The following is a 25343-nucleotide window of genomic DNA, read 5'->3' as shown; positions in this document are numbered from 1 at the left end:
AGTCACTAATTTTCAGGTTCAAGCATGATTGTCGCCAAGGGCGGCAAGGTAATCGAGCAGGTGATGTTGCCGCCGGCATCGACGGCCTGCACGCGCCCGCCATTGCCCTTGCCGCTGCCGCCGTAGATGTCGGCATCGGTGTTCAGGATTTCCCGCCAGCGCCCTGCGGACGGCAGGCGGATCGAGTAATTCTCGCGGTAGACGGGGGTGAAATTGGTGATGACGGCGACCGGCTTCTGGCCTGGCGCCTTGCGCAGCCAGGCAAAGACGGAATTCTGGTGGTCGTCGGCGACCAGCCATTCGAAACCTTCGCCCTCGCAGTCACGCGCATGCAGCGCCGGCTTGCTGCGATAGGTGAAATTAAGATCGCGGACCAGGCGCCGCATGCCCTCGTGCATGCGATACTGAAGCAGGTTCCAGTCGAGTGCCTTCTCTTCGCTCCACTCGCTCCATTGGGCGAATTCCTGGCCCATGAACAGCAGCTTCTTGCCCGGATAGCCCCACATATAAGCGTAGTAGGCGCGCAGATTGGCGAATTTCTGCCAGTCGTCGCCCGGCATCTTGGCGATCAGCGAGCCTTTTCCATGGACAACCTCGTCATGCGAGAGCGGCAGGACGAAATTTTCCGAATAGGCGTAGAGCAGGCCGAAGGTGAGCTCGTTGTGATGGTGCCCGCGATAGATAGGATCGCGGCTCATGTAGCTCAGCGTGTCGTGCATGAAGCCCATGTTCCACTTGAAGCCAAAGCCGAGGCCGCCTTCATGAACGGGCTGCGAGACTTTCGGCCAGGAGGTCGATTCCTCGGCGATGGTCATCACGTTGGAATTTTTGCCATAGATGCGGATGTTGAGATCCTGCAGAAAACGGACCGCTTCGAGGTTCTCGTTGCCACCGTATTCGTTCGGGATCCACTCGCCGTGCTTGCGGGAATAATCAAGGTAGAGCATCGAGGCGACGGCATCGACACGCAGACCGTCGAGATGGAATTTTTCGGCCCAGTAGAGCGCGTTGTTGACGAGATAGGAAACGACCTCGGTGCGGCCGAAATTGTAGATCGCCGTGCTCCAGTCGGGATGGAAGCCCTTACGCGGGTCTTCGTGCTCGTAGAGAGCCGTGCCGTCGAACCAGCCGAGGCCGTGCTCGTCGGTCGGGAAATGCGCCGGCACCCAGTCGAGGATGACGCCGATGCCGACCTTGTGGCAGCCGTTGACGAAACGGGCAAAACCCTCGGGCTCGCCGAAACGTGCGGTCGGCGCGTAAAGGCCGGTCGTCTGGTAACCCCAGGAGGGATCGTAGGGATGCTCGGTGATCGGCAGGAATTCGATATGGGTGAAGCCCATGTCGGCGCAATAGGGGATGAGGCTGGAGGCGAGCTCGTCCCAGGACAGCATCGTGCCGTCCTGCCGGCGCTGCCAGGAGGCGGCATGCACCTCGTAGATCGAGATCGGCTGCCGGCGCTTGTCGGTCTCGCGCCAGTGTTTCAGATGGGCTTCGTCTTCCCACTCCTGCTCCAGCTCGGCGGCGGTGATAGAGGCGGTCTTCGGCCGGAGCTCGCTGCGGCGCGCGAAGGGATCGGCCTTTAGCGGCAGCAATACGCCGTCCTTGCCGCGGATCTCGAACTTGTAGGCAACGCCGATCGGTACATCAGGGGCAAAGATTTCCCAGATGCCGCTGTCGGCGCGGAAGCGCATCACGTGGCGACGGCCGTCCCAATTATTGAAATCACCGACGACGGAGACGCGCTGCGCATTCGGCGCCCAGACGGCGAAATGGATGCCTTGGGCGCCGTCATGCTTGATAAGGTGGGCGCCCATCTTGTCGAACAGCCGCAGATGGGAGCCTTCGCGGGCGAAATAATCATCCATCGGTCCGAGCACCGGACCGAAACTGTAGGGATCGGTGACAGCCCATTCGGCATCGCCGCGCCGGGCGCGGTAACGCACCGGCTGGAGTTTGGTAAGGGAAACCGGGCCGGCGAAGACGCCGTCGGCATGGAGCTGTTTCAGTTCGCCGATGACGCCGCCGTCGAGCGTCATGGCGGTCACCTCCTCCGCGCCCGGGATGAAGCACCGGGCGACGAAAACGTCGCCGGCCTGGTGCACACCTAGGACGGCAAAGGGATTGGAATGCGAGCCGGCAAGGATCGCCGTGATTTCATCTGCCGAAATTTCCCAGGAAAGCTTTACTTCAGGGATGGTTTTCGGCGTTTTCATCCGGCTCTCCAGATTTCGTCTGCATATTGCCTGATCGTACGGTCGGAAGAGAACCAGCCCATCCGCGCCGTATTGTTGATCGTCTTGGTGTACCAGGCGGACTGGTTGGTCCAGATCTGGTCGACCTCGCGCTGGGCCTGGGCATAGGCGTCGAAATCGGCGGCGACCATGAACCAATCGTGCGAATAGATGCCGTCGATCAGCGCCGTGTAACGGTTGCGGTCATCGGGCGAGAAGACGCCGGAGCTGATGGCGGCGAGCGCCTGAGCGAGTTCGCGCGATCCTTCGATGATGGCGCGGGGATTGTGGCCATCGCTGCGGACCTTCGACACTTCGTCGGCCTTCAGGCCGAAGATGACGATGTTGTCCTCGCCGACATTGTCGCGCATCTCGACATTGGCGCCATCGAGCGTGCCGATCGTCAGCGCACCGTTCAGGCCGAACTTCATGTTGCCGGTGCCGGATGCTTCCATGCCGGCGGTCGAGATCTGCTCGGAAAGGTCGGCGGCCGGAACCATGACTTCGGCGAGCGAGACATTGTAGTTCGGGACGAAGACGATCTTCAGCAGGCCGCGCACCGACGGGTCGTTGTTGATCGTGCGGGAGACGTCGTTGATCAGCTTGATGATGAGCTTGGCATTGTAGTAACTCGGCGCCGCCTTGCCCGCGAAGAGTTTCACGCGCGGCACCCAGTCGAGCTCGGGATGCGAGCGGATTTGGTCGTAGAGCGCCACGGCCTCGATGATGTTCAGCAGTTGGCGCTTGTACTCGTGGATGCGCTTGATCTGGATGTCGAACATTGCCGACGGATCGAGCTTCACGCCCATGCGGCTGGCGACGAGGTTGGAGAGCGCCACCTTGTTGGCGCGCTTTACCGCCGCGAATTTCTGCTGGAAAGCCGGATCGGAGGAATGCGCGTCGAGCGCACGCAGCTTCTCGGCATCATCGAGGAATTCGTCGCCGATCGCTTCGCGGATCAGGCCGGTGAGACCGGGATTGCACTGCTGCAGCCAGCGGCGCGGCGTGATGCCGTTGGTCTTGTTGTTGATGCGGTTGGGATAGAGCTTGTGCAGGTCGGCGAAGACCGTGACCTTCATCAGGTCGGTGTGCAGGGCCGAGACGCCGTTGATCGAATGCGAGCCGACAAAAGCGAGGTTGCCCATGCGCACGCGGCGATCGCCACTTTCATCGATCAGCGAGATCGAGCGGATTTCCGCATCGGAGAAATTCTTGCCCTTGCGAGCGTCGATCAGGATTTTGGCATTGATCGCATAGATAATCTGCATGTGACGCGGCAGCAGGCGCTCGAACAGCGGCACCGCCCAGCTTTCCAGCGCTTCGGGCAGAAGCGTGTGGTTGGTGTAGGAAAAGGTATGGCGGGTGATTTCCCAGGCCTGGTCGAAATCCATCCCGTGTACGTCACAGAGCAGGCGCACGAGTTCGGCGACCGAGACGGCGGGGTGAGTGTCGTTCAGCTGGATCGCCACCTTGTCCGGCAGCGAGGTGAAGTCGTCATATTGCTGCAGATGGCGGCGCAGTATGTCCTGCAGCGAGGCCGACGAGAAGAAGAATTCCTGGCGTAGGCGCAACTCTTGGCCGGCCGGGGTGGCGTCGGCAGGATAGAGAACCCGCGTCAGGCTTTCGGCCTTGTTGCTTTCGCGGAGCGCGCCGATGTGGTCGCCGGCGTTGAAGGCATCGAGCAGGATCGGATCGATCGGTTGCGCCGACCAGAGGCGCAGCGTGTTGACGCGCTTGCCGCGCCAGCCGACGGCCGGCGTATCGAAGGCGGCGGCAATGACGCGCTCGGCTGGTTTCCAGACGTAGCGTGGCTGGTCGTCATGGGTGGTGATGAATTCGACGGCGCCGCCGAAGCCGATTTCATAGGAGCTTTCGCGGCGCTCGAATTCCCAGGGATTGCCATGGGCGAGCCAATTTTCCGGCAGTTCGACCTGCCAGCCGTCGGCCAGCTGCTGGCGAAAGAGCCCGTGGACATAGCGGATGCCGTAGCCATAGGCTGGAACGTCGACCGTCGCCATGCTCTCCATGAAACAGGCAGCCAGGCGGCCGAGGCCGCCGTTGCCGAGTGCGGCATCCGGCTCCAGGCCGGCGATGACGTTGACATCGACGCCGAGCGAAGCGAGCGCATCGCGCACCTCCTCCATCAGGCCAAGGTTGGAGACGGCGTCGCGCATCAGGCGGCCGATCAGGAATTCGAGTGAAAGATAATAGACGCGCTTGGCGCCGGTCGCATAAACCTCGCGGGTGGACGCCATCCACCTGTCGATGATGCGGTCGCGCACCACCAGGATCGTCGCCGTCAGCCAGTCATGCGGCTTTGCCACCTTGGCATCCTTGCCGATGCGGTAGGTCAGACGTTCAATGATTTCTTCAGCGAGAATTTCCGGCCTTGAACTGCGAGGGGCGGGGGAGGGGATGATCGGCTTGGAAACAGTGTTCATCGTCAGGTCTCGCCAATTTTAATTTTGTTTCAGGATGTTATGCCTGATTCAATCAATTTGTCGCTTGCGCAGCCGACAGTTTATGCATCGTTACTAAGCACTTGCAACAAAGGATTTGGACAAACGAAAAATTTGCGAAACCTTCACATTCACGGGGGTCGAGGGGTTGATTTCAATCGCTTTTCCCGATCAGATGGGTGGGATAGCGATAACGAAAAGCCGCTCCTGTTTGTTCCGGAGCGGCTTTTTGTTCGGCTTTTCGAGGGGACCGATCGTCAGTTCGTCAGACGCGTCAGCTGCGCGGAAGCCTTCGCTCCGATCGCCTTGAAGGCGGCAAGCAGGTCTTCCATCTTTTCCGCCTGGAAATAATGCGCGTCATCGGAGGCGCAATAATGCAGCAGCGCCTGCCCGCCCGAGGGTGCCATGAAGGCAATCGTATAGATTTCGATGCCCTTGGACTTCGCCGTGTCGCATGTCGCCTTGGTCAGCGTGTCGTATGAGCGGCCGTTAGACGCGTCGTTATTATTATCGCCGTCGGTCATGAAGACGATGTATTTTTTGGGCACCTGCCCGCTCTTCTGCTTGTGGGCGGCGTCTTCGGCGTCGTTCCCGGCCGCGTTCTTGGCAGTTAAAGACGAGTAGGCTGTGGCCATTGCGCCGCTGGAGTTCGTGCCGCCACTTGCCTGAAGCGCATTGACATAGCTTGAGACACCGGCAGTCCCCCAGGCGAGACTGCTGGCTGGATATTGAACGATATCGTAAGATACCGCGCCTGTGCGTACATATTCGGCATTGGGATCGGCGCTATTGAGCTGACCAAAGAGGTTGCCGGCGGCGAGCTTCAGCGCCTCTATTTTGGTGTAATAATTCGTGCGACTGCCGGTGCATTTGTCGTAGACCACCTTAGTGCCATTTCCGTTCAAGTGGGGGTTGCAGTCGTAGGTGTAGGGTTCCGTTGGCGAAGCCACGTTGACAGTCGCTGTGTTCTCTCCCATCGATCCCGACTTATCGAGAGCGAGATACATCGAGATGGAGCCCTGGGTCTGTGAGTGACCGCCGATCGTCGTGCCGGAGGTCGAGAGATGCTGCGTCTTGAAGCCAACCGCCTGCATGAGCGGATTGACCGTGAAGTCGTAACTCGGCGAAACCGTAACCTGGTACGATGTCGATTTGCCCGATGTCGTTGCCTGGACATTGACGGCCGTCGTGCTCTTGATATCGGTTCCGCTTTGCAGGTAATTCGCCATCTGCCCCGCCACGAAATCCCGCGCAAAGGCTTCGGCCTGCGAGGTTTGGATCGTGCCGTTTGCCAGGGCGGTCGCGGTTGCCAGCGCGGCCGAATCGGCGGCTTCCTGCAACTGCTGTTTCGAGAGCAATATATCGCCCACCTGGATCGCCATGCCGGCAGCCCCAAAAAGGACGGGCAGTACAATTGCCGTCATTATACCGAAATTACCGCCACGGTCGCCAAGCATGCGACGCAGGCAGGGATGCAAAAAGGAGGTGCTCATCATGTTCACCCGTGTATGGAGGCCCTGTCGAGGTGATATTGGGCACGCTCTCCTTTCCGCCGTCCTTACGGCGTCAATACAATTTTAACGAATCGTCGGATTTTTCCAATTTTGGGATTATTTCAGCGGAATGACGTCGACCGCCTGGACGGCGCGGTGGCCGCCATAGCTCTTCAAGACGCCGATGACGGGGACGACATCGGAGTAGTCCCGGCCGTAGGCGACGACGATGTGGTCCATGCCGGCGGGAATGTTGTTGGTCGGGTCCAGTTCGATCCAGCCGATCGTCTCGCCGCACCAGATGCGCACCCAGGCATGCATGGCGTCCGCCCCTTCCAGCCGTTCCTTGCCGGGTGGCGGGATCGTGCGCAGGAAGCCGGAGACGTAGCCGGCCGGAATGCCGAGGCTTCTGAGAGCCTGGATCATCACATGGGTGAAATCCTGGCAGACGCCGCGCTTCAGCTTGAACGCCTCGAGCGGCGTGGTGTCCACCGTCGTCGCCTCCGGGTCGTAGGTGAAATCCTTGTTGATGCGGGCGCAGAGCGCATGAGCGATCTGCATGGCCGTCAGATCAGGCGTGGCGCAGCTTCGCGCATAGTCGGCGATCTCGCGCGCTTCGGTGAGGCGCGGGCTGTCACCGAGGAAATGGTGCGGCGAATCCGCCGCCAGCGACCACATGCCTGATATCTCCTCCGGCAGGTCGGCAAGCAGCGGCGAGAAATCGGCGGCGATCGGCTGGCTTTCCACCTGCACCCGGGCCTGCATGCGAATGTCGAGCGTCTCGTGCGGCGCGCGCAGCAGGAAGGAGGTGGTGGGGTGATGGAAGAAATCGACGAAATGCGACTGCTCGTCCGGCGAGGGCGAAATGGTGATCGAGCCGGCGATCAGCCGCTGCCGATTGGTGAGCGACAGCGGCATCAGGCGCATGATGTGGCGGGCGCCGGAGGCCGGCGCGTCGTAGCTGTAACCCATGTGGAGGGAGAGATCGTAGAGCACGGCCGTCACCCGAGATAGGTTTGGGCGAGCAGATCGGAGAGTTGCTCCAATTCGCGTTCCAGTCGCTGATAGACTTCGACGCCCATCCCCTCCGGCGTCATCACCGCCAGGCCGGAATGGAGCCGCATCGCCTCGCGGTAGAAGGGCGACATCTGGCCGTTGATCATGGCATTCGGCAGTTGTTCGACCTCGTGATGGATCTCGTTCACCTGGAAGAGAACCGAACGCGGGTTGAGCGGGTCGAGCGCCAAGAGGTCGGTGACGGTCAGCCGCGCGGTGTTGACGTTATAGCGGCGGCGATGGGTCATGACGCTGTCGCCGATCTCCAGCAGCATATCGAGCGCGCCGTCAGGCGCTTCCGGGCCCGACATGTGGCCGAGCAGGCGCGTCATGTGCAGGCCGCGTTCGATATAACGGCCGAGCGAAAGGAACCGCCAGCCGGTGAAGCGGTACATGTTTTCATGCATGAGACCGGCGAAGCCTGCAAGCTTCCGCAAGAGGATCGTCATCGCGTGGCTGGCATCGTCACCGGCGGCGACGGTGACGTGGAAGCGGCGGGCGGTCTTGGCGAGATCGTTGAGCGCCAGCCAGCCGTCCGGCGAGAAACGGTCGCGGATGTTGCTGGCCGAATAAACGGCGCTGTCGATGTTGCGCAGCAGCGTTTCCGGCACGGCGTCGGCAGTATCGATATCGACGGCCGTGAGATAGTCGGAGACATCGGCGAGCAGCGGCTGGCTCGGATCGGCAGCTTCGGCGTAACGTGCATGCCAGGCGCGCAGGATGCGCAGCGCCCCTTCGGCGCGCTCGATGTAGCGGCCGAGCCAGAACAGGTTGTCGGCCGCCCGACTCGGCAGGCTGCCCGGCATGTTGCGGGTGAAGCTGCCTTCGGCGGGCAGCAGCGTGTGGCGCTCGACCGGTTTGTCACTGACGATCCAGACATCGGCGGCCGCACCGCCGGACTGCATGGCGATCGCCGCGACATCGGCGCCGGAGCCGATGCGGGCAAAACCGCCGGGCATGATCTGCCAGCCGTTTGCGGTGCGCGCGGCGAAGACGCGCAGCGACATCGGCCGCGGCACGAGCTTGCCGTCCACCCAGGCGGGTGTGGTCGACAGCGTGACGACCTCCTGGCCGACGAGCTTCGGGCCGTCCGAACTCAGCCAGTCGGTGATCGAATCCTTGGCAGCCGCGCGCAGCGATGAGCCGAGCACGGATTCGCCGTTATCGTCGAAGAAGGGGGCACGGGAATAGGCAGGGCCGATGACCATCTTTTCGATGTTTTTTGCCACGTGCTCGCGCTCTTCCTCCTGACCGCACCACCAGGTAGCGATCGAGGGCAAATGCAGATCCTCGCCAAGCAGATGGTGACAGATGGTCGGCATGAAGGCGAGAAGCGCCCGGGTTTCAAGAATACCGGTGCCGAGCGCATTGACGATGGTGAGGCTTTCGGCGCGCAGCGCTTCCACGAGGCCGGGCGTGCCGATATGCGAATTTTGGTTCAACTCCAGCGGGTCGGCAAACGCCGAATCGAGACGGCGCCAGAGCACGCCGATCGGCTTCAAGCCGGCGACGGTGCGCACCATGACACGGCCCTTGACGACGGTCAGATCCTCGCCCTCGAGCAGCATGAAGCCGAGATAGCGGGCGATGTAGGCGTGTTCGTAGTAGGTCTCATTGGCGGGGCCGGGTGTCAGTACGGCGATGCGGTCGTCGCCCGAATGTTTCATACCCTGTAGCGCGTCGCGGAAGGCGCCGAAGAAGGAGGCGAGGCGATGGACCGGGGTTTCGGCATAGATATCCGAGAAGGCACGGGTCGTCGCGACGCGGCTTTCCAGCGCGAAACCAGCGCCTGAGGGAGCCTGCGTCCTGTCGGCCAGCACCCACCAGTTGCCGTCAGGCCCGCGGCCGATTTCGAAGGCGCAGAAATGCAGATAATGGCCGGATGCCGGCTTGATGCCGGCGAGCGGGCGCTGGAATTCGGGATTGGCGGCGATCAGTGCCGGCGGCAGGAAACCCTCCTCCACCAGCCGGTTGTCGCCGTAGATATCGGCGATGATCGCTTCCAGCAGATCGGCGCGCTGGACGAGGCCCGCCGACAGCGTCTGCCATTCGCGTTCGTCGATCAGCACGGGGATATGCGAGATCGGCCAGGCTCGCTCGCCGGTGCCCTTGCTGCCATAGGCGCGATAGAAGACGCCGGCATCACGGAGGTAGCGATCGGCGCGGGCGAAACGCTCGGCGAGATCCTTTTCCGGCATTGCGCTCAGATGCGAGAGGAAATTTTGCCAGACGGGGCGGACGGCGCCGTCATTGTCGACCATCTCATCGGCGGTATCGGGATGCGGCGCATAGTCGAAGGCCGCATTCTTGGCGATGCGGTCCTCTGCCTCTTCCCTGCGCTCCACTGCCGGCTTCTTGCCCATCAAAACCTAAGCCTCAAACCCTCGGCCTCAAACCCCGGCGGGCCGCCTCAGATCCAGCGTCAGCGGAAATTCCGGCGAACCCGTCTCGACGCGCGGAATGTATCCGCCCGCCGTATGCCCCCACGGCTCGAACCGGGTGAGCCGTCTTGCTTCCGCCTCGTTACCGTTGACCGGGAAGGTGTCATAGGTCCGGCCACCCGGATGGGCAACATGATAGATGCAGCCGCCGATCGAACGTTTCGACCATGTATCATAAATGTCAAAAGTCAAAGGTGTGTTGATCGGCAGGACGGGATGCAGGCCCGACGCCGGCTGCCACGCCTTGTAGCGGACGCCGGCGACCGACACGCCCGATGTGCCGGTCGGCGCCAGTGGCAGGGTGCGGCCATTGCAGGTGACGGTATAACGCGAGGTGTTGTTGGTTTCGAGCCGCACCTGCAGGCGTTCGACGGAGCTGTCGACGTAGCGGGCGGTGCCGCCCGGCGCGCCTTCCTCGCCCATGACATGCCAGGGCTCCAGCGCCTGACGCAGTTCCAGCTTCGAGCCCTCGTATTCGACCTCGCCGCAGAAGGGGAAGCGAAATTCGAGCTGGGCCTTGAACCATTCCGGGCTGACGTCGAAGCCGTTTTCGCGAAGATCGGCGAGCACGTCGAGGAAGTCGGCCCAGACGAAATGCGGCAGCATGAAACGGTCGTGCAGGGTCGTGCCCCAGCGGACGAACTTGCCGTCGACCGGATTGACCCAGAAACGGGCGATCAGCGCGCGCACCAGCAATTGCTGGGCAAGCGACATGCGCGCGTTCGGCGGCATCTCGAAACCGCGGAACTCGATGAGGCCGAGCCGTCCTGTCGGGCCGTCGGGCGAGAACAGCTTGTCGATGCAGATCTCGGCGCGGTGGGTGTTGCCGGTGACGTCGGTCAGAAGATTGCGGAACAGGCGGTCGACGAGCCAGGGCAGCGGTTGCTGGCCACGGCCGGGGGCTCCGATCTGCGCCATGGCGATCTCCAGCTCGTAGAGGCTGTCGTGACGAGCCTCGTCGATACGCGGCGCCTGGCTGGTCGGGCCGATGAACATGCCGGAGAAGAGATAGGAGAGCGCGGGGTGACGCTGCCAGTGGAGGACGACGCTCTTTAAGAGATCGGGACGGCGCAGGAAGGGGCTGTTGTTCGGATTGGCGCTGCCGACGACGACATGGTTGCCGCCGCCGGTGCCGGTATGGCGACCATCGATCATGAACTTGTCGGCGCCGAGCCGGGTGGCGCGCGCCTCCTCGTAGATCGCCGTGGTGATGTCGACGCAGTCCTTCCAGTTGGAGGCCGGATGGATGTTGACCTCGATGACGCCGGGATCCGGGGCGACGCGGATGACGTTGATGCGCTCGTCCTGCGGCGGCGGATAGCCTTCGATATGGACGGGAAGCTTGAGCTCGGCGGCGGCGTTTTCGGCGGCGGCGATCAGCTCGAGATAATCCTCGATGCGCTCCACCGGCGGCATGAAGATACAGAGCCTGCCGTCGCGCGGCTCAACCGACATGGCGGTGCGTACGGCGCCGCGAAGCTCGCCGAGTGTCTGTTCGATCCGGCCGCGATTGCTCTCGTCGGCATGGAAGGAGGCTTCCGGCATGGCCCGACCGGCCGGTACGAAGACGTCAGGCAGCGGTCCCCGCGGGATCGTCGGATCGGCGGGGTGGATATAGGGGTAACGCGCCGGGGGGACATAGGGCAGCGTGCCGAGCGGCAGGCGGTATCCGATCGGACTGTCGCCCGGGACGAGGAAGATCTTGCCGCGGCGGGTGCGCCATTTCTCGCTGACCCAGACCCGTGTTTCGGCTGCCTTGGCGTTCCATGCCTGAACCGGAAGGACGTAACCGGTCGGGGTCGTGAGGCCGCGGGCGAAGACGCGGGCGATACGGCTGCGCTCCTCGGGATCCTTCAGCTTCGAATTCGACGGATCGACATTTTCGGGAAGGCTGCCTTCCTTGATGATCCAGTCAGCGGGATCCTCATAGGCCGGCTGCACCATATCGGGCTTGATCGCCAGCTCCTTTGCGATTGCCGTCAGGAGCTTTTCAGCATCCTCGGCTTTGACGCCGGTATCCTTGCCTTCGGCGGCGACCAGATCGAGGTTCTGCCAAACCGGCTTGCCGTCGCGGCGCCAGTAAAGCGAGAAGGTCCAGCGCGGCAGGCTTTCGCCCGGATACCATTTGCCCTGGCCATAGTGCAGGAAACCGCCGGGGGCGAAGCGTTCGTGCAGTTTGCGGATCAGGATGTCGGCCTTTTCGCGCTTGGTCGGGCCGACGGCGGCGGTGTTCCACTCCTCGGACTGGAAATCGTCGATCGAAACGAAGGTCGGTTCGCCGCCCATCGTCAGATGCACGTCCTCGGCCTCGAGGACGCGGTCGACCTTCTCGCCGAGTTCGTTGAGCTCCTCCCAGCTTTCATCGGAAAAGGGCTTGGTGATGCGCGGGTGCTCGGCGACGCGCGAGACCTTCATGTCGAAGGCGAACTCGGTTTCGGCCTCGCCGAAATAACCGCCGGAAATCGGCGCGGCGTTGCGGTAATGCGGCGTGGCGGCAAGCGGGATGTGGCTTTCGCCGGTCAGCAGGCCGGACGTCGGATCGAGGCCGACCCAGCCGGCGCCGGGCAGATAGACCTCCGCCCAGGCATGCAGGTCGGTGAAATCGACTTCGGTACCGGAGGGGCCGTCGAGCGCCTTCAGGTCCGGCGTCAGCTGGATGAGGTAACCGGAGACGAAGCGGGCGGCGAGGCCGAGATGGCGAAGGATCTGGACGAGCAGCCAGCTGGTGTCGCGGCAGGAGCCTTTGGCGGTTTCCAGCGTTTCTTCCGGCGTCTGCACGCCGGTTTCCATGCGGATGACATAGCCGATCTGCCGCTGCAGACGGGCATTCAGGCCGACGATCATATCGACCGTCGGCTGATCGGGCGACCAGTCGAGCGTCGGCAGCAGCGCCTTCAGGCGCGGACCGGCCGGCTCCGGCGTCATGTAGATCGACAGATCCTCCTGGATTGTTTCAGGGTATCCGAAGGGCCACTTGGTTGCCTCTTCCTCAACGAAGAAGTCGAAGGGATTGTAGACCGTCATGTCGGCGACGAGATCGACCTCGATCTTGAACTCCGTCACCGGGTCCGGGAAGACGTAGCGGGCAAGGTAGTTGCCGTAAGGATCCTGCTGCAGGTTGACGAAATGGTTGGCGGGCGTGACCTTCAGCGAGTGGCTGAGCACCCGTGTCTTCGAATGCGAGGCAGGTTTCAGCCGGATGATCTGTGGGCCGAGGCGGACCGGCTTGTCATAGGTGTAATGCGTCAGATGATAGATGCTGGCTTTGATCGACATATTTCTCTTTTTATCCGGCTCGCATCGTCGTGCGGCTTGCTGTTCCCGAAAATCAGTGTGTGCAATGCAGCGAAAGAAAGCAAGGCGGAAAGGCAGGCAGCTTTTACGCCGCCTTGGCAAAGGTAACCGTCGCCTTCAGGCCCTTGCCGCCGGTGCCCGGCTCCAGCGTCAGCGCGGCATTGAAAAGATTGGCGATTTCTTCGACGATCGGCAGGCCGAGGCCGGCACCGGGCGCACCGGAATCATTGCCGCGCGAAAAACGCCGGCGCACTGCTTCCAGCTTCTCGCGCGGAATGCCGGGGCCATTGTCCTCGACTTCGAGGCGGATTGTCTCTGACGCGGCGATGATCCGCACGGTGACCTCAGCTCCCTTGCCGGCATAGGCGATGGCATTGCCGGCAAGGTTGCGCAGCATTTCGCCGATCAGCAGCGGTTCGGCGCGGACCATCGCCGGGCTCTCGCCTTCGAAACCGAGATCGATGCCGGCGACGGCGGCCGTCGGGATCTGCTCGCCGGTGATTTCTTGAGCGACGGCGGCAAGATCGATGGCGGAAGCGGTCAGCGCCTCCTTGGCGGTGGCGGCGTCGATCTTGGCCATCAGGAGAAGCTGGGCGAGGATGCGTTCGGCATGTGCGACCGCCTGGTCTCCCTTCAGTGCTGCCGCCTGGGCCTCATCGAGCGAGCCGGCGCGGGCGGAAAGGGCAAGCTGAGTGCGGATGATCGCCAGCGGCGTGCGCAACTGGTGGCTGGCATTGCCGGTGAAATGGCGGAGCGCATCGAGCGCCGATTGCAGGCGGACCATAAAGGAATTCACCGTATCGACCAGCGGCTCGACCTCGCTCGGCACGGTCTGCTTAATCGGATGCAGATCATCGGGGCTGCGTTCGCCAATGGCGTCGCCGAGCTTGTAGAGCGGGCGCAGAGCCACCGTGACCGAGATCCAGACGATGACGGCCGCGCCCGCGATCATGAAGGCGAGACGGAGTGCGGAGCGGACGAGGATCGCCTGCGCCAACTGCCGGCGGGCGATGGTGGTTTCGGCCACCGTCACCACGAAGGGCACGGAGCGGATGCCCGTCGAGGCCGAGCGCTCGAGTGTGGCGACGCGGATCGGTTCGCCGCGGAAGGTGTCGTCGGCGAAGGTGGCGGCATCGCCCGGCATCTTCTTCAGCACCGGCAAGGACTGGTAGCCGGTGATAAATTGGCCCGGCGGGCCGTCGACGCGGTAGAAGACGCGATCCTGCGCGGCCGAGGTGAGCATCTCGAGTGCGACATAGGGGATATCGACCTGCAGCGAGCCGTCCTCGGCGACGACGACGCGCTCGGCGATCGCCAGCGCGGAACCGGCGAGCACGCGGTCGGAGACGATATTCGAGGTCTGGACCGCCTCGCGATAGGTATCGGCGAGTGCCAGCGTGCCGATGACGGCTGTCGAGACCAGCAGCCAGAAGAGCAGCCGGCGTCTGAGGGAATAGGCGGCTTTCATGAGGCCTCGGGCAGCTTGTCGAGATAATAGCCGATGCCGCGCGCAGTCTTCACGGTCAGTCCGCGCGGCGAGAGGCGCTTTCGCAGGCGGCTGACATATTGCTCGATGGCGTTTGCGGAAATGTCGTCATCGAAGGCCGTCAGCGATTGAATGATCGCCTCCTTGGCGACGACCTTGCCGGCCCGCATGAAGAGGATTTCGAGCAGGCCGAGCTCGCGGGCGGGAATGTCGAGGGGCGTGGCGCCCGATGAAAAGGTGCGGGAATTGAGATCGAAGGAGATGCCGCCGAAGCTGACAGTCGCCGAGCGCAATCCGGCCTGGCGGCGCAGCAGCACGCGCACACGGGCCTCGAATTCGGCGATGTCGAAGGGCTTGATCAGATAGTCGTCGGCGCCGAGATCGAGCCCCTTCACCCGCTCTTCCGGCGTGCCGCGCGCGGTCAGGATGAGGACGGCTGCCTGGTTCTGCCGGGCGCGCATGGCGCGTAGCACATCGAGCCCGTCCATCTCCGGCAAGTTGAGGTCGAGGATCACCAGATCGAAATTTTCCGCTGCGATGACCGCATTGGCAGACGCCCCGTCATGGACGACATCGACAGCATGGCCCGTGCCGCGCAAGATCGCCGACAGGCCATCGGCCAGCGCGATATTGTCTTCGGTGAGCAGGATGCGCACGGATATTTCCCCCTGTTTTTCAAAGGAGATTACAGAGGTGGCGGAGCGATGTCACAGCGATTTTGAAGCCTACAGCGCCGCGCGTCCTTCAGACGCGCAAAGGACGCTGTAACACTTTGAATCGACGCATCGTGCTTTCCGAAAATCGTTTCCGATTTTCGGGCCGATGCGCCGGTGAACGGCCGGCAAAGCTCGACCTCAGCTCCCGGTTCTTTCGATCCGCTCGCGCTGTGTCATCGCGGCGGTGAGGAGTTTCTGGAAGCGGGGATCGTCGCGGATGTTGTCGAGGTCGGAATCATTGTCGAACCATTTGATATGGTAAACGGAGCTGTTCGGCAGCAGCTTCTGCAGCAGATCAATCGCTTGGTCGACGTCGCCCAGGACGGAGTAGACGCAGGCGAGATTATACTGCGCGACGATGTCATCAGGATCGATGGCGATCGCGCGATCGGCCCAGTCGCGTGCCCTTGCCGCGTCACCGAGATGGGCAAGCGCCAGCGCGCCGCGATGGGCGGGGCCAGAATTCTCCGGATTGAGGTTCAGGGCGCGTTCGGCGCGCAGCAGGCCGAGGCGCGCCCAGTTTTCCGTATCCAGCACCCGGCCGAGCGAGCGGTAGGCGGACATCAGATGGATCGGCGAGACGTAATCATCCGGACGGATTGCGGCGGCGCGGGTAAAATATTGCACGGATTCGGCGAAGTTGCCGTGCATGAAGAAGAACCGGGCATAGTGGAAATTTGCTTCGAAGAGGTTCGGGTCGAGCGCCAGGGCACGTTCGAAGGCTGCCGCCGCCCTATCGTCGTAGCCGCTCTGATGCAGGGCGAGACCATGGGAGGCGTGGGCTTCGGGAAGGTCAGGATCTAACGCCAGGGCACGGGCGCTCATGTCGAGGATGCGCCTCAGCGGCACGTCATCAGGCGCCCAATCGCGGATCGCCGCGTCGCAATCGGCGATGCCGGCATAGGCGCGGGCATAATCCGGATCGAGCTCGACCGCCTTGCAGAACATGCGCCTTGCGAGCTGCAGATAAGATTTGGTCCAGGTGTGGGAGAGCTGGCGGCCCCTGAGATAGTAGGTATAGGCCTCGACATTGGCGGTCGGCTCAGTCGCGATCGCCTTCTTCTCTTCCGGCAGCAGGCGCACCTTCAGCTGGCCGACGATCGCATGGGTGATCTCGTCCTGGATGGCGAAGATGTCGGTCATGTCGCGGTCGTAACGCTCGGCCCAGAGATGGTCGCCATTAGCGGTGTCGATCAACTGACCGGAAATGCGCACGCGATTGCCGACGATGCGCACACTTCCCTCGAGCACGTAGCGCACGCCAAGCTCCTGAGCCAGCCGCTTCACCTTCACCGATATGCCCTTGTAGGTGAAGATGGTATTGCGCGGCACGACGTGCAGGCTAGAGATTTTGGAGAGATCGGTGATGATGTCTTCGGTGATGCCGTCGGAGAAATAATCCTGGTCGACATCGCCGCTCATATTGGTGAAAGGCAGCACCGCGATAAAGCAGGTGTTGCGGTTCTGTGCGACCAATCTGGCGGAGGAAGGCGGTGCCAAGCTGACGGTATAGACCTGAACGGGCTGCCGGATGTTCTTCAGCATATGTTCGCCGATGAATTCGAAGCCGAGATTGAGGCGCGAGCCGACCTGGTCGCGCACCGAGGCCGACACGGCGATGCCGCCCGGCGTTGCGATGCGCTCGAGCCTGGCGGCGAGATTGACCCCATCTCCGAATATGTCGCCGTTCTCGACCACGACGTCGCCGAGATTGATGCCGATGCGGAATTCGACGCGCTCGTCTTTGGGCACGTTCTCGTTGCGGGCCGCCATGCTGCGCTGGATTTCGGCGGCACAGGCGACCGCATTCACCACACTCTGGAATTCGGCAAGGATGCCGTCGCCGGTGAGTTTGACGATCCGGCCCTTGTAATCGGAAATGCGGATGTCGACCAACTCGCAGCGATGGCGGTTCAGCGCCTGCAACGTGCCGGATTCATCAATGCCCATCAGTCGGCTGTAGCCGACGACATCAGCAGCAAGAATAGCGCTCAGTCGTCGTTCCATGACCCCTCCCATGGATCTTCTCAGTTTAATCCAGCTTTTTATAGAGTTTTTGTCGCTTGGAGTCGTCCCCCGAATAAGAAATTCGGGCGGTTTCGACGTCTTTGCGCGGCAGCGGACCGTATAAACCCCGTCGATCTTCATCAATACTCTAAATGGGTGAAGGATCGAGCCGATCCCTAATCCTTTGTGATGAAAAGACAATTCACATCGGAGAAAAACTGGATGTTCTGCTTTGGCCGACATTTTCTGTATCGGCATCATAAAACCGATCGGCGATGGATTTAAGGCTTGAGCCGGAGCTAGAGGCATAGCCTCTAAGACGAATCGCGAGGGAATCAATACCGGATGAAATGGTGATTTGCGCTTGCCTCAACCGTTGCCGTGAGACCGGTGCCGGTTATTGTGGCGACATTTCATGCGCGTCGGGGATTTTGAATGACAGGTTCGATCCGGAATTTTCTGGAGTTTCGTGATATTCCGGAGGCTGGGCTTCGGTCGATCATCGCGCGCGCCGGTGAGCTTGCCAAAGCCTGGGATGAGCGCACGATGCCGCAGAGCCTTGCGGGCAAACGCGTCGCGCTGATTGTCGATGATGGCGGCTGGCGCAATACGACCGCCTTCGATCTCGGCATCCAGGCGATGGGCGGTATCTGCGTGCACGTGCCGATCGGCTTCAATGCCAGGGAGGACACCGGCGATCTCTCGGGTTATCTTGGCAACTGGTTCGACATGGTGGTGATCCGCACGAAGGAATTTGCGACGTTGAAGGCGGTGGCCGCAGCCTCGCCGGTGCCTGTCATCAATGCGCGCGCACGCTCCAACCACCCCTGCGAGACGCTTGGCGACCTTGCCTATATCAAGAGCCGGCGCGGCTCGATCGACGGGTTGAAGGTAGCCGGCGTGGCGGCGGACGCGAATATCTTCCGCTCCTGGGTCGAAGCGTCGATTGCGCTGCCGATCGAGGTGGTCCAAGTCTATCCCGAACGCTGGCACGTCCGAGACAGCGCGTTGCTCAATGGGCGCTTCCGCGCGAGCACCGACATGGGCGAGCTACCGGATGCCGAGGTCGTCATCACCGATTCATGGCCGAGTGACGTCGCGGGGGAGGCGCTCGCCGGCTACCGGATTGGGACCGACGTGCTCGATCGTTTGCGGGAGGATGCGATCTTCCTGCCGTGCCCGCCGGTTACGCGCGGCCAGGAGGTGACGGCTGGGGCGATGGAGCATCCGCTTTGCCAAAGTCGCGCCGCCAAGGCCTTTCTGCTGCACGCGCAGAATGCGTTGATGGAGTGGATCCTCGCCTAGTTCTGGCCTTCGATCTCCACTGCGCAGAATGTTCATGATAAAATCGGCGAGGGATCGGGAGGTTTGACAGATGGTGGGACTAACGGTCGAACTCGCTGACAGCGAGACGGAGATGATCGCCGTACGGGGCCTCTGCCGATCATTCCGGCAATGGCTCTATGACAATTACCCCCAGCATCGGCCAGTGATCGATCTCTATTACAATCCGCAAAAATTCGAGGCGCTGCTCGTCGACCTGCCGCAGATTCACGCAAGGCCGAAGGGCGCGATCTTCCTGGCGCGGATCGATGGAGAGCCTGTCGGCTGCGTCATGCATCACGCGCAGGCGCCTGACATTGCCGAGATGAAAAGGCTTTTCGTCTCGGCCGCCGCTCGCGGTCGTGGTGTTGCCGTCGCGCTCTGCGAGGCATCGATCGCCCAGGCGAGAGCTGACGGCTATCACTCGATGCGGCTTGATACCGGCATTTTTCAGACGGCAGCGCAGGGGCTCTATCGCCGCCTCGGCTTCCGGGAGCGGGATGCTTATTATCCGGTTCCGCCGGAGCTCCAGCAGATCCTGCTCTTCTTCGAGCGGGAACTGTGATCCCGTCACGCACCGCGTGCCGCCTCGGCCGCGCCTTGCTCCTCCCGGCGCGCTCAGGCATTGTTGCTGCATGAGGAGAGTTTTCATCTTGCTGCTGGCGTTCTGGCCGGGTTTTGCCCTGGCGGATCAGGCCTTCTATCCGGCAAAATCGGGCAATGCCGATGCGCCGGTGCTGACGGTTTATTCCTCGCTCGACGAACCGTTGGCGCGGCCGATGATCCGGGGTTTTCAGGCGGCCAATCCCGACGTCGCGGTCAAATACGAGGACATGCTGACCGGCGACATCTACGACCGGATCGTCCGGGAGACGGATGCCGGCAAGAAGACGGCGGACTTCGCCTTTTCCTCGGCGATGGACCTGCAGGTGAAGCTTTCCAACGACGGCTATGCGCAGGTCAGCAACCTGCCGATGAGTGCGCCATGGCCGAAATGGGCGAACTGGCGTAACACCGCCTATGCGCTCACCTTCGAGCCGGCGGTGTTCGTCTATCACAAGCCGAGCTTCGCGCATGAGCCGGTGCCGAGCTCTCGGGCTGAATTCGTCGATTATCTGAAGCGCAAGGGCAACGATGTTCATGGGCGGATCGGTACCTACGATATCGAGCGCTCCGGCGTCGGCTTTCTTTTCATGGCGCGCGACCAGGAGCAGTTCGGCGACATCTGGTCGGTGATCGGGGCGATGGGCGCTGCCGGCGTCAAGCTTTATTCGACGAGTTCGGCGATCCTCGAACGCGTTGCCGACGGGCGCTTCGTGCTCGGCTACAATATTCTTGGCTCCTATGCGGCCGACTGGGCCTCGCGCCATCCCGATGTCGGCATCGTGCTGCCGAAGGATTATACCGTGGTGATGTCGCGGATCGGGCTGGTGCCGCAGGCGGCGGCCGAGCCGGAGCTCGGTCGGCGTTACCTCACCTTCTTCATGTCGCGGGAAGGGCAGACGATCATGGCGCGCGAGCTGCAGATCCCAGCCGTCAGCCCCGAGGTGGCAGGGGAAAATACCGCCAATACGCTGCAAGAACTGCTCGGTGCCCAACTGCGGCCGGTGCCTGTCAGCCCCGGGCTGATGGTCTATCTCGACCAGGTGAAGCGGGCGCGGCTGATCGCGCACTGGAACGAGGTTCTGCGGACGCAGTGAAGGCGGGATTTGGACCGGCACTGCCAATTACGGCAAAAAAGTGTCCTGTCCTCCTGGATATCTCACCGATGTCAGCTAAATGACAGGTTGTTGTGGTCGCCTTGGCTACTTCTTCTCCGTGGAGGCGGAGAGCTGAAGCCTTGGGAGGTATTCCGCTCGTCATTCAGGATCCTTGCGTCCGCTGGCCGGCCATTCCTTCCGATTCCCTTGAGAATAACAGGCGGTCTGCTCAGCCGCCGACGGAGGACACATCGTGAAGCATACGTTCATTGCAACCCTTTTTGCAGCGACCATCGCGCTGCCGGCCTATGCGGCCGACTACACCATCATCGCGCCGGCCGCTCCCGGCGGCGGCTGGGACCAGACGGCCCGTTCGCTGCAGACCGCGCTGCAGCAGGAGAAGATCTCCGGCAACGTGCAGGTCCAGAACGTTCCCGGCGCCGGCGGCACCATAGGCCTTGCGCAGTTCAGCAGCCAGGCTGCCGGCAACCCGAATTCGCTGATCGTCGGCGGCTATGTCATGGTCGGCGCGATCCTCACCAACAAGTCGCCGGTGACGCTCAAGGATGTCACGCCGATTGCCCGCCTGACCGGCGAATATGAGGCCGTCGTCGTTCCCGCTGCATCCGAGATCAAAACCATGGCTGATCTGGTCGCGGCGCTGAAGAAGGATCCGGGTTCGGTTTCCTGGGGTGGCGGTTCGGCCGGCGGCACCGACCATATCACCGTCGGCTTGATCGCCAAGGCTTCCGGCGTCGATCCGACCAAGATCAACTATGTCGCCTTCTCCGGCGGCGGTGAAGCGCTCGCCGCCATTCTCGGCGGCCAGGTCACGGCCGGCGTCTCGAGCTATAGCGAGTTCGAATCGCAGGTGAAGTCAGGCACGCTCCGTCTTCTCGCCGTCTCCAGCGATAAGCGCATCGACGGCGTCGATGCCCCAACACTGAAGGAAGCCGGCACCGACGTCACCATTCAGAACTGGCGCATGGTCGCCGCGGCCCCCGGCCTGTCGGCAGAGCAGGTGGCAAGCGTCACCGCCGATTTCGAGAAGCTGCATACCTCCGCCACCTGGCAGGAAACCCTGAAGACCAAGGGCTGGGCCGACACCTATCTGTCCGGCGATGCCTTCAAGGCGCAGCTCGAAAAGGATGTCTCGGCCACTGAAGGCATTCTCAAAGACATCGGACTTGTTCAATGAGCGAGGATAACACCTCCTCGGCAACGATACGCCGCCCTGATTGGGCGGCGTTCATCATTGCCGTTTTCCTCTTCGTCGTCGCCGGCGTGATGGCCTGGGATGCCTTGCATCTGAAAACGATCGCGCAGTACGACCGCATCGGTCCTGCGACAGTGCCTCAAGTGGTGGCGTTCGGGCTCTTCTGTCTCGGGATCTGGACCGCCTTCGAAGCCTGGCGCGGCGATTTTCCCGAACGTGACCGGCAGGAAGTCGCACCCGTCATCTGGATCGTCGCCGGTCTTGCCGGCCAGATGCTGCTTTTGCGCGTCGCCGGCTTCTCGATCGCGACCGGCATACTCTTCGCGCTGACGGCACGCGGCTTCGGCAAGCGTAAGCTCTGGATCTCGCTGCCGCTTGGCATCGTCATCAGCTTCGTCGTCTGGGCGATCTTCTCGCAGCTGCTGCAACTGACGCTGCCGGCCGGCCCGCTCGAACATCTGTTCTTCTGACCGCGCCGACGCGCTGTCAGCTCTTTTGATTTTGCGCGGCGCTTGACCCCGAAATCGGATGGTCGGGAACGCTGCTTGGGACACCAAGATGAACACATTCGAATTCCTATGGCAGGGTATCCTGGTTGCGATGCAGCCGATGAACCTGGTTTATGCGCTGGTCGGCGTGACGCTCGGCACCGCCGTCGGCGTGCTTCCCGGCATCGGCCCGGCACTCACCGTGGCGCTGCTGCTGCCCGTCACCTACAAGCTTGATCCCGGCGGCTCGCTGATCATGTTCGCCGGCATCTATTACGGCGGCATGTATGGCGGTTCGACGACCTCGATCCTGCTCAATACGCCGGGCGAAAGCGCCTCGATCGTCACCGCGCTCGAGGGCAACAAGATGGCGCGCGCCGGGCGCGGCGGACCGGCGCTGGCGACAGCGGCGATCGGCTCCTTCGTCGCCGGGCTGATCGCCACGCTCGGGCTTGCCTTCATCGCGCCTTACATCGTCAAGCTGGCGCTGGTCTTCGGGCCGCGCGAATATTTCGCGCTGATGGTGCTTGCCTTCGTCACCGTCTCTTCGGCGTTTGGCGACTCCGCCTTGCGGGGCCTGACCTCGCTGTTCATCGGTTTCGCGCTCGCGATGGTCGGCATCGACCAGCAGACAGGGCAGGCCAGGCTTTCCTTCGGCATCCCCGACCTGCTCGATGGTGTCGAGGTGACGACGCTGGCTGTGGCGATGTTTGCGATCGGCGAAACGCTTTATATCGCCGCGCAGGGCAACCGGGTCGCGGAGAAGATCGAGGCGGTCAAGGGTTCGCTCTGGATGACCGCTGAGGACTGGGCGCGCTCGTGGAAGCCGTGGCTGCGGGGCACGCTGATCGGTTTTCCGATCGGCGCGATGCCGGCGGGCGGCGCTGAAATCGGCACCTTCCTCTCCTATGCAACCGAAAAGCGGCTGGCGAAGAACCCGGAAGAGTTCGGCCATGGCGCGATCGAAGGCGTGGCCGGCCCCGAGGCGGCGAACAACGCCTCGGCCGCCGGCACATTAGTGCCGCTTCTGACGCTCGGCCTGCCGACGACGGCGACGGCGGCGATCATGCTTGCCGGCTTCCAGCAATACGGGCTGCAGCCGGGACCGCTGCTGTTTGCCACCAATCCGCAGCTCGTCTGGGGGCTGATCGCCAGCCTGCTCATCGCCAATGCGATGCTCTTGGTGTTGAACCTGCCGATGATCGGGCTCTGGGTAAAGCTGCTGACCATTCCGAAGCCATGGCTCTATGCGGGCATCCTGCTGTTTGCGACGCTCGGGACAATCGGCGCCAATCCGTCGGTGTTCGAACTTGGCATGCTGCTCGCCTTCGGTGTGCTCGGTTATGTGATGCGGCTGTTCGGCTATCCGATCGCGCCAGCCGTCGTCGGCCTGATCCTCGGCCCGCTTGCCGAACAGCAGCTGCGCCGGGCGCTGGCGATCAGTCAGGGCGACGTCACGACGCTGGTGATGTCGCCGATCGCGGCGGGCCTGCTCATCGTTGCAGCCGCCGCCTTCCTCATCCCGTTGATCCTGCGGCTGCGCGGCAGGGGACAGGTGCTCTCGCAACTGGCGGCAAACGAAGACTAGCGCATCGGCCCGAAAATCGGAATCGATTTTCGGAAAGCGCGAGGCGCAGATTTCAAAGTGTTAGAGCAAGAAAAAGACCACCCACCCCCGCCTTGAGGCCGGCCATGGAGACATGCGCCGGCCTCCTGTTTTTGCATGGCTGCGGTGATTTTCTGAGCATTGTTGATGTGTATGCGCGATGCCATCTGCGAGTAGTCAATCATTGAGCAAGAGGAAAGGACAATGTCCGCACTCCGCAATTCAATCCGCACGGGTTTCTTTGGCCGCGCATTTGCCGTCCTTGGGGCTGCAAACGCCGTCAGCGCTGCTGTCGAAGCAGGTCGCCGCCCGCGCGCTAACGATCTCACGAGGCTCGGCATCGACCCGGCCTCCTTCGAGCACGTCACCCGCTAAGACCTTCAAGTCATGCATGAATGAATTAGCCCGCAACCGGATGGTCGCGGGCTTTATTTTTATCCCAACGGGTGCAACAGCGCGACGCCCTGTGACACCCGACGTCAGGCTTGAAGCTCTTTCCGCTGGGCGTCGTGATCCTCCACCTTTTCGCGCCTGTTGTGGCGGATGGACGACCAAAGGGACAGGCCGATCAAGGCCGCGCCGCCGAGCCCGGTGATAACCTCGGGGATGTGGACCAGGGTCTGCGCATACATGATCACCGAGAGGATCAGGATGGCGTAGAAGGCGCCATGTTCGAGATAGCGATATTCGGCAAGCGTTCCCTTCTCCACCAGCATGATCGTCATCGAGCGTACATACATGGCGCCGATGCCGAGGCCGATTGCGATGACGAAGAGGTTCTGCGTCAGCGCAAAGGCGCCGATGACGCCGTCGAAGGAGAAACTGGCATCCAGCACCTCCAGATAGATGAAGGCGCCGAGGCCGCCCTTGGCGGCAGCGCTCATCGTCTGCTGCGAGGCATCGAGCAGCCCGCCGACCACCTCGACCGCGAGGAAGGTGAGCAGGCCATAGATGGCGCAATGGACGAAGACGGTGGCTTCCTCGCCACCGATCTGCCAGGAAAAAACCAGCATCAGCGCCAGCACGAAGGCGATCTCGATGCCCTTGATGGTGGCCGAACGCGCCATCATCTTTTCAAGTCCGCCGATCCAGTGCACCTGCTTCTCGTGATTGAAGAAGTAGTTGAGGCCGACCATCATCAGGAAGGTGCCCCCGAAGGCTGCGATCGGCAGATGCGCGTCGTTCATGATGCGGGCATATTCGGCCGGCTCCCGTGCGGCAAGCACCAGAGCATCCCAGGGACCGATCTGGGCCGCGATCGCGACGATTGCCAGCGGGAAGACGATGCGCATGCCGAAGACGGCGATGATGATGCCCCAGGTGAGGAAGCGCTTCTGCCAGACCGGCGTCATCTCCTTCAGCTTGTTGGCGTTGACGATGGCATTGTCGAAGGAAAGCGATATCTCCAGCACGGCAAGCACTGTGCAGATGAAGAAGACGGTCGCCATGCCGCCGATCGTGCCGGTCGTCTGCCAGCCCAGCATGGTGCCGAGAACGAGGCCGAGGGCAGTAACGATGAAAGCCCAGCGGAAATAGCTGAGCGAAGATTTATGGGTCACGGGCTGGTTCATGGCCGCACCTCGCGACCGCAAATCGCATTGAAGCGGGCTGAAATATTGGAAAAACGCGAGATGCCACAACGGGCATGCGGGTCAGGCATGGTGAGTCTGTTCATTGATGAAAAATCCGCCGGCTAAGCTGCAGGCGGTACCGACATCACGAGAGCGCCGTAAAAACTCTCGCCAGAGGGGCCCGGCACCAAAGTTCCCCCGTCAGCCGATGTCTGGAAGGCTGCGGGACAGGCTCTAGGTAATGAACTTCGCGGGC

17 protein-coding genes are annotated in these 25343 nt (G+C 62.2%); 7 read left to right on the top strand and 10 right to left on the bottom strand.

Features of this window, described 5'->3' with window-relative positions:
* Positions 1-5: 5 nt before the first annotated feature.
* The 9 genes from glgB to N1937_RS18895 form a co-directional block, all read right to left on the bottom strand.
* Positions 6-2213: a 1,4-alpha-glucan branching protein GlgB gene (gene glgB, locus N1937_RS18935; RefSeq protein ID WP_017967890.1), complete on the bottom strand. Its 2208-nt coding sequence runs from the start codon at positions 2211-2213 to the stop codon at positions 6-8.
* Positions 2210-4672: a glycogen/starch/alpha-glucan phosphorylase gene (locus tag N1937_RS18930; protein ID WP_017967889.1), complete on the bottom strand. Its 2463-nt coding sequence runs from the start codon at positions 4670-4672 to the stop codon at positions 2210-2212. Before N1937_RS18930 ends, glgB begins: the two co-directional genes overlap by 4 nt.
* A 275-nt stretch (positions 4673-4947) precedes the next feature.
* Positions 4948-6183: a pilus assembly protein gene (locus N1937_RS18925; RefSeq protein WP_260056742.1), complete on the bottom strand. Its 1236-nt coding sequence runs from the start codon at positions 6181-6183 to the stop codon at positions 4948-4950.
* 117 nt (positions 6184-6300) lie between these two features.
* Positions 6301-7188: a transglutaminase family protein gene (locus N1937_RS18920; RefSeq protein WP_260056741.1), complete on the bottom strand. Its 888-nt coding sequence runs from the start codon at positions 7186-7188 to the stop codon at positions 6301-6303.
* Positions 7185-9602: a circularly permuted type 2 ATP-grasp protein gene (locus N1937_RS18915; protein WP_017967886.1), complete on the bottom strand. Its 2418-nt coding sequence runs from the start codon at positions 9600-9602 to the stop codon at positions 7185-7187. The genes N1937_RS18920 and N1937_RS18915 overlap by 4 nt, the downstream gene beginning before the upstream one ends.
* 27 nt (positions 9603-9629) lie before the next feature.
* On the bottom strand, positions 9630-12956 hold the full coding sequence (locus N1937_RS18910; RefSeq protein ID WP_162116957.1) for a transglutaminase family protein: 3327 nt from the start codon (positions 12954-12956) through the stop codon (positions 9630-9632).
* Positions 12957-13059: 103 nt separating this feature from the next.
* Entirely contained in the window at positions 13060-14442 is a 1383-nt protein-coding gene (locus N1937_RS18905) for a sensor histidine kinase (RefSeq protein WP_260056740.1), read from the bottom strand.
* The gene (locus tag N1937_RS18900; RefSeq protein WP_260056739.1) at positions 14439-15116 is read right to left on the bottom strand and encodes a response regulator; all 678 of its coding nucleotides are present in this window, start codon (positions 15114-15116) and stop codon (positions 14439-14441) included. The genes N1937_RS18905 and N1937_RS18900 overlap by 4 nt, the downstream gene beginning before the upstream one ends.
* 198 nt (positions 15117-15314) lie before the next feature.
* Entirely contained in the window at positions 15315-17183 is a 1869-nt protein-coding gene (locus N1937_RS18895) for an adenylate/guanylate cyclase domain-containing protein (protein ID WP_260056738.1), read from the bottom strand.
* Between the two features lie 435 nt (positions 17184-17618).
* On the opposite strand from N1937_RS18895, the gene N1937_RS18890 reads away from it, so the two are divergent.
* The 7 genes from N1937_RS18890 to N1937_RS18860 all read left to right on the top strand — a co-directional run bounded on the left by N1937_RS18890 (position 17619) and on the right by N1937_RS18860 (position 23891).
* Positions 17619-18488: an ornithine carbamoyltransferase gene (locus N1937_RS18890; RefSeq protein ID WP_260056737.1), complete on the top strand. Its 870-nt coding sequence runs from the start codon at positions 17619-17621 to the stop codon at positions 18486-18488.
* A gap of 70 nt (positions 18489-18558) precedes the next feature.
* Positions 18559-19071: a GNAT family N-acetyltransferase gene (locus N1937_RS18885; RefSeq protein WP_260056736.1), complete on the top strand. Its 513-nt coding sequence runs from the start codon at positions 18559-18561 to the stop codon at positions 19069-19071.
* Positions 19072-19159: 88 nt separating this feature from the next.
* Complete coding sequence (locus tag N1937_RS18880; RefSeq protein ID WP_017967880.1) at positions 19160-20206, top strand: ABC transporter substrate-binding protein; 1047 nt, start codon at positions 19160-19162, stop codon at positions 20204-20206.
* 253 nt (positions 20207-20459) lie between these two features.
* Entirely contained in the window at positions 20460-21404 is a 945-nt protein-coding gene (locus tag N1937_RS18875) for a Bug family tripartite tricarboxylate transporter substrate binding protein (RefSeq protein ID WP_017967879.1), read from the top strand.
* Positions 21401-21892, top strand: a complete 492-nt coding sequence (locus N1937_RS18870; RefSeq protein ID WP_017967878.1) for a tripartite tricarboxylate transporter TctB family protein — start codon at positions 21401-21403, stop codon at positions 21890-21892. Before N1937_RS18875 ends, N1937_RS18870 begins: the two co-directional genes overlap by 4 nt.
* 88 nt (positions 21893-21980) lie before the next feature.
* The gene (locus tag N1937_RS18865) at positions 21981-23498 is read left to right on the top strand and encodes a tripartite tricarboxylate transporter permease (protein ID WP_026154542.1); all 1518 of its coding nucleotides are present in this window, start codon (positions 21981-21983) and stop codon (positions 23496-23498) included.
* A 222-nt stretch (positions 23499-23720) separates the two neighbouring features.
* Positions 23721-23891 carry a hypothetical protein gene (locus N1937_RS18860; RefSeq protein WP_170277084.1) on the top strand — a complete coding sequence of 57 codons (171 nt, stop codon included), beginning with the start codon at positions 23721-23723 and terminating at the stop codon, positions 23889-23891.
* Between the two features lie 104 nt (positions 23892-23995).
* Here N1937_RS18860 and N1937_RS18855 read toward each other — a convergent pair whose 3' ends face one another.
* Positions 23996-25087 carry a DUF475 domain-containing protein gene (locus N1937_RS18855; protein WP_260056734.1) on the bottom strand — a complete coding sequence of 364 codons (1092 nt, stop codon included), beginning with the start codon at positions 25085-25087 and terminating at the stop codon, positions 23996-23998.
* Positions 25088-25343 lie beyond the last annotated feature (256 nt).

Origin of the sequence: Rhizobium sp. WSM4643, assembly GCF_025152745.1 — a bacterium.
Classification (GTDB): Bacteria; Pseudomonadota; Alphaproteobacteria; order Rhizobiales; family Rhizobiaceae; genus Rhizobium; species Rhizobium leguminosarum_I.
The sequence above is the reverse complement of the archived record's forward strand: the minus strand, read 5'-3'. Positions and strand labels throughout refer to the sequence as shown.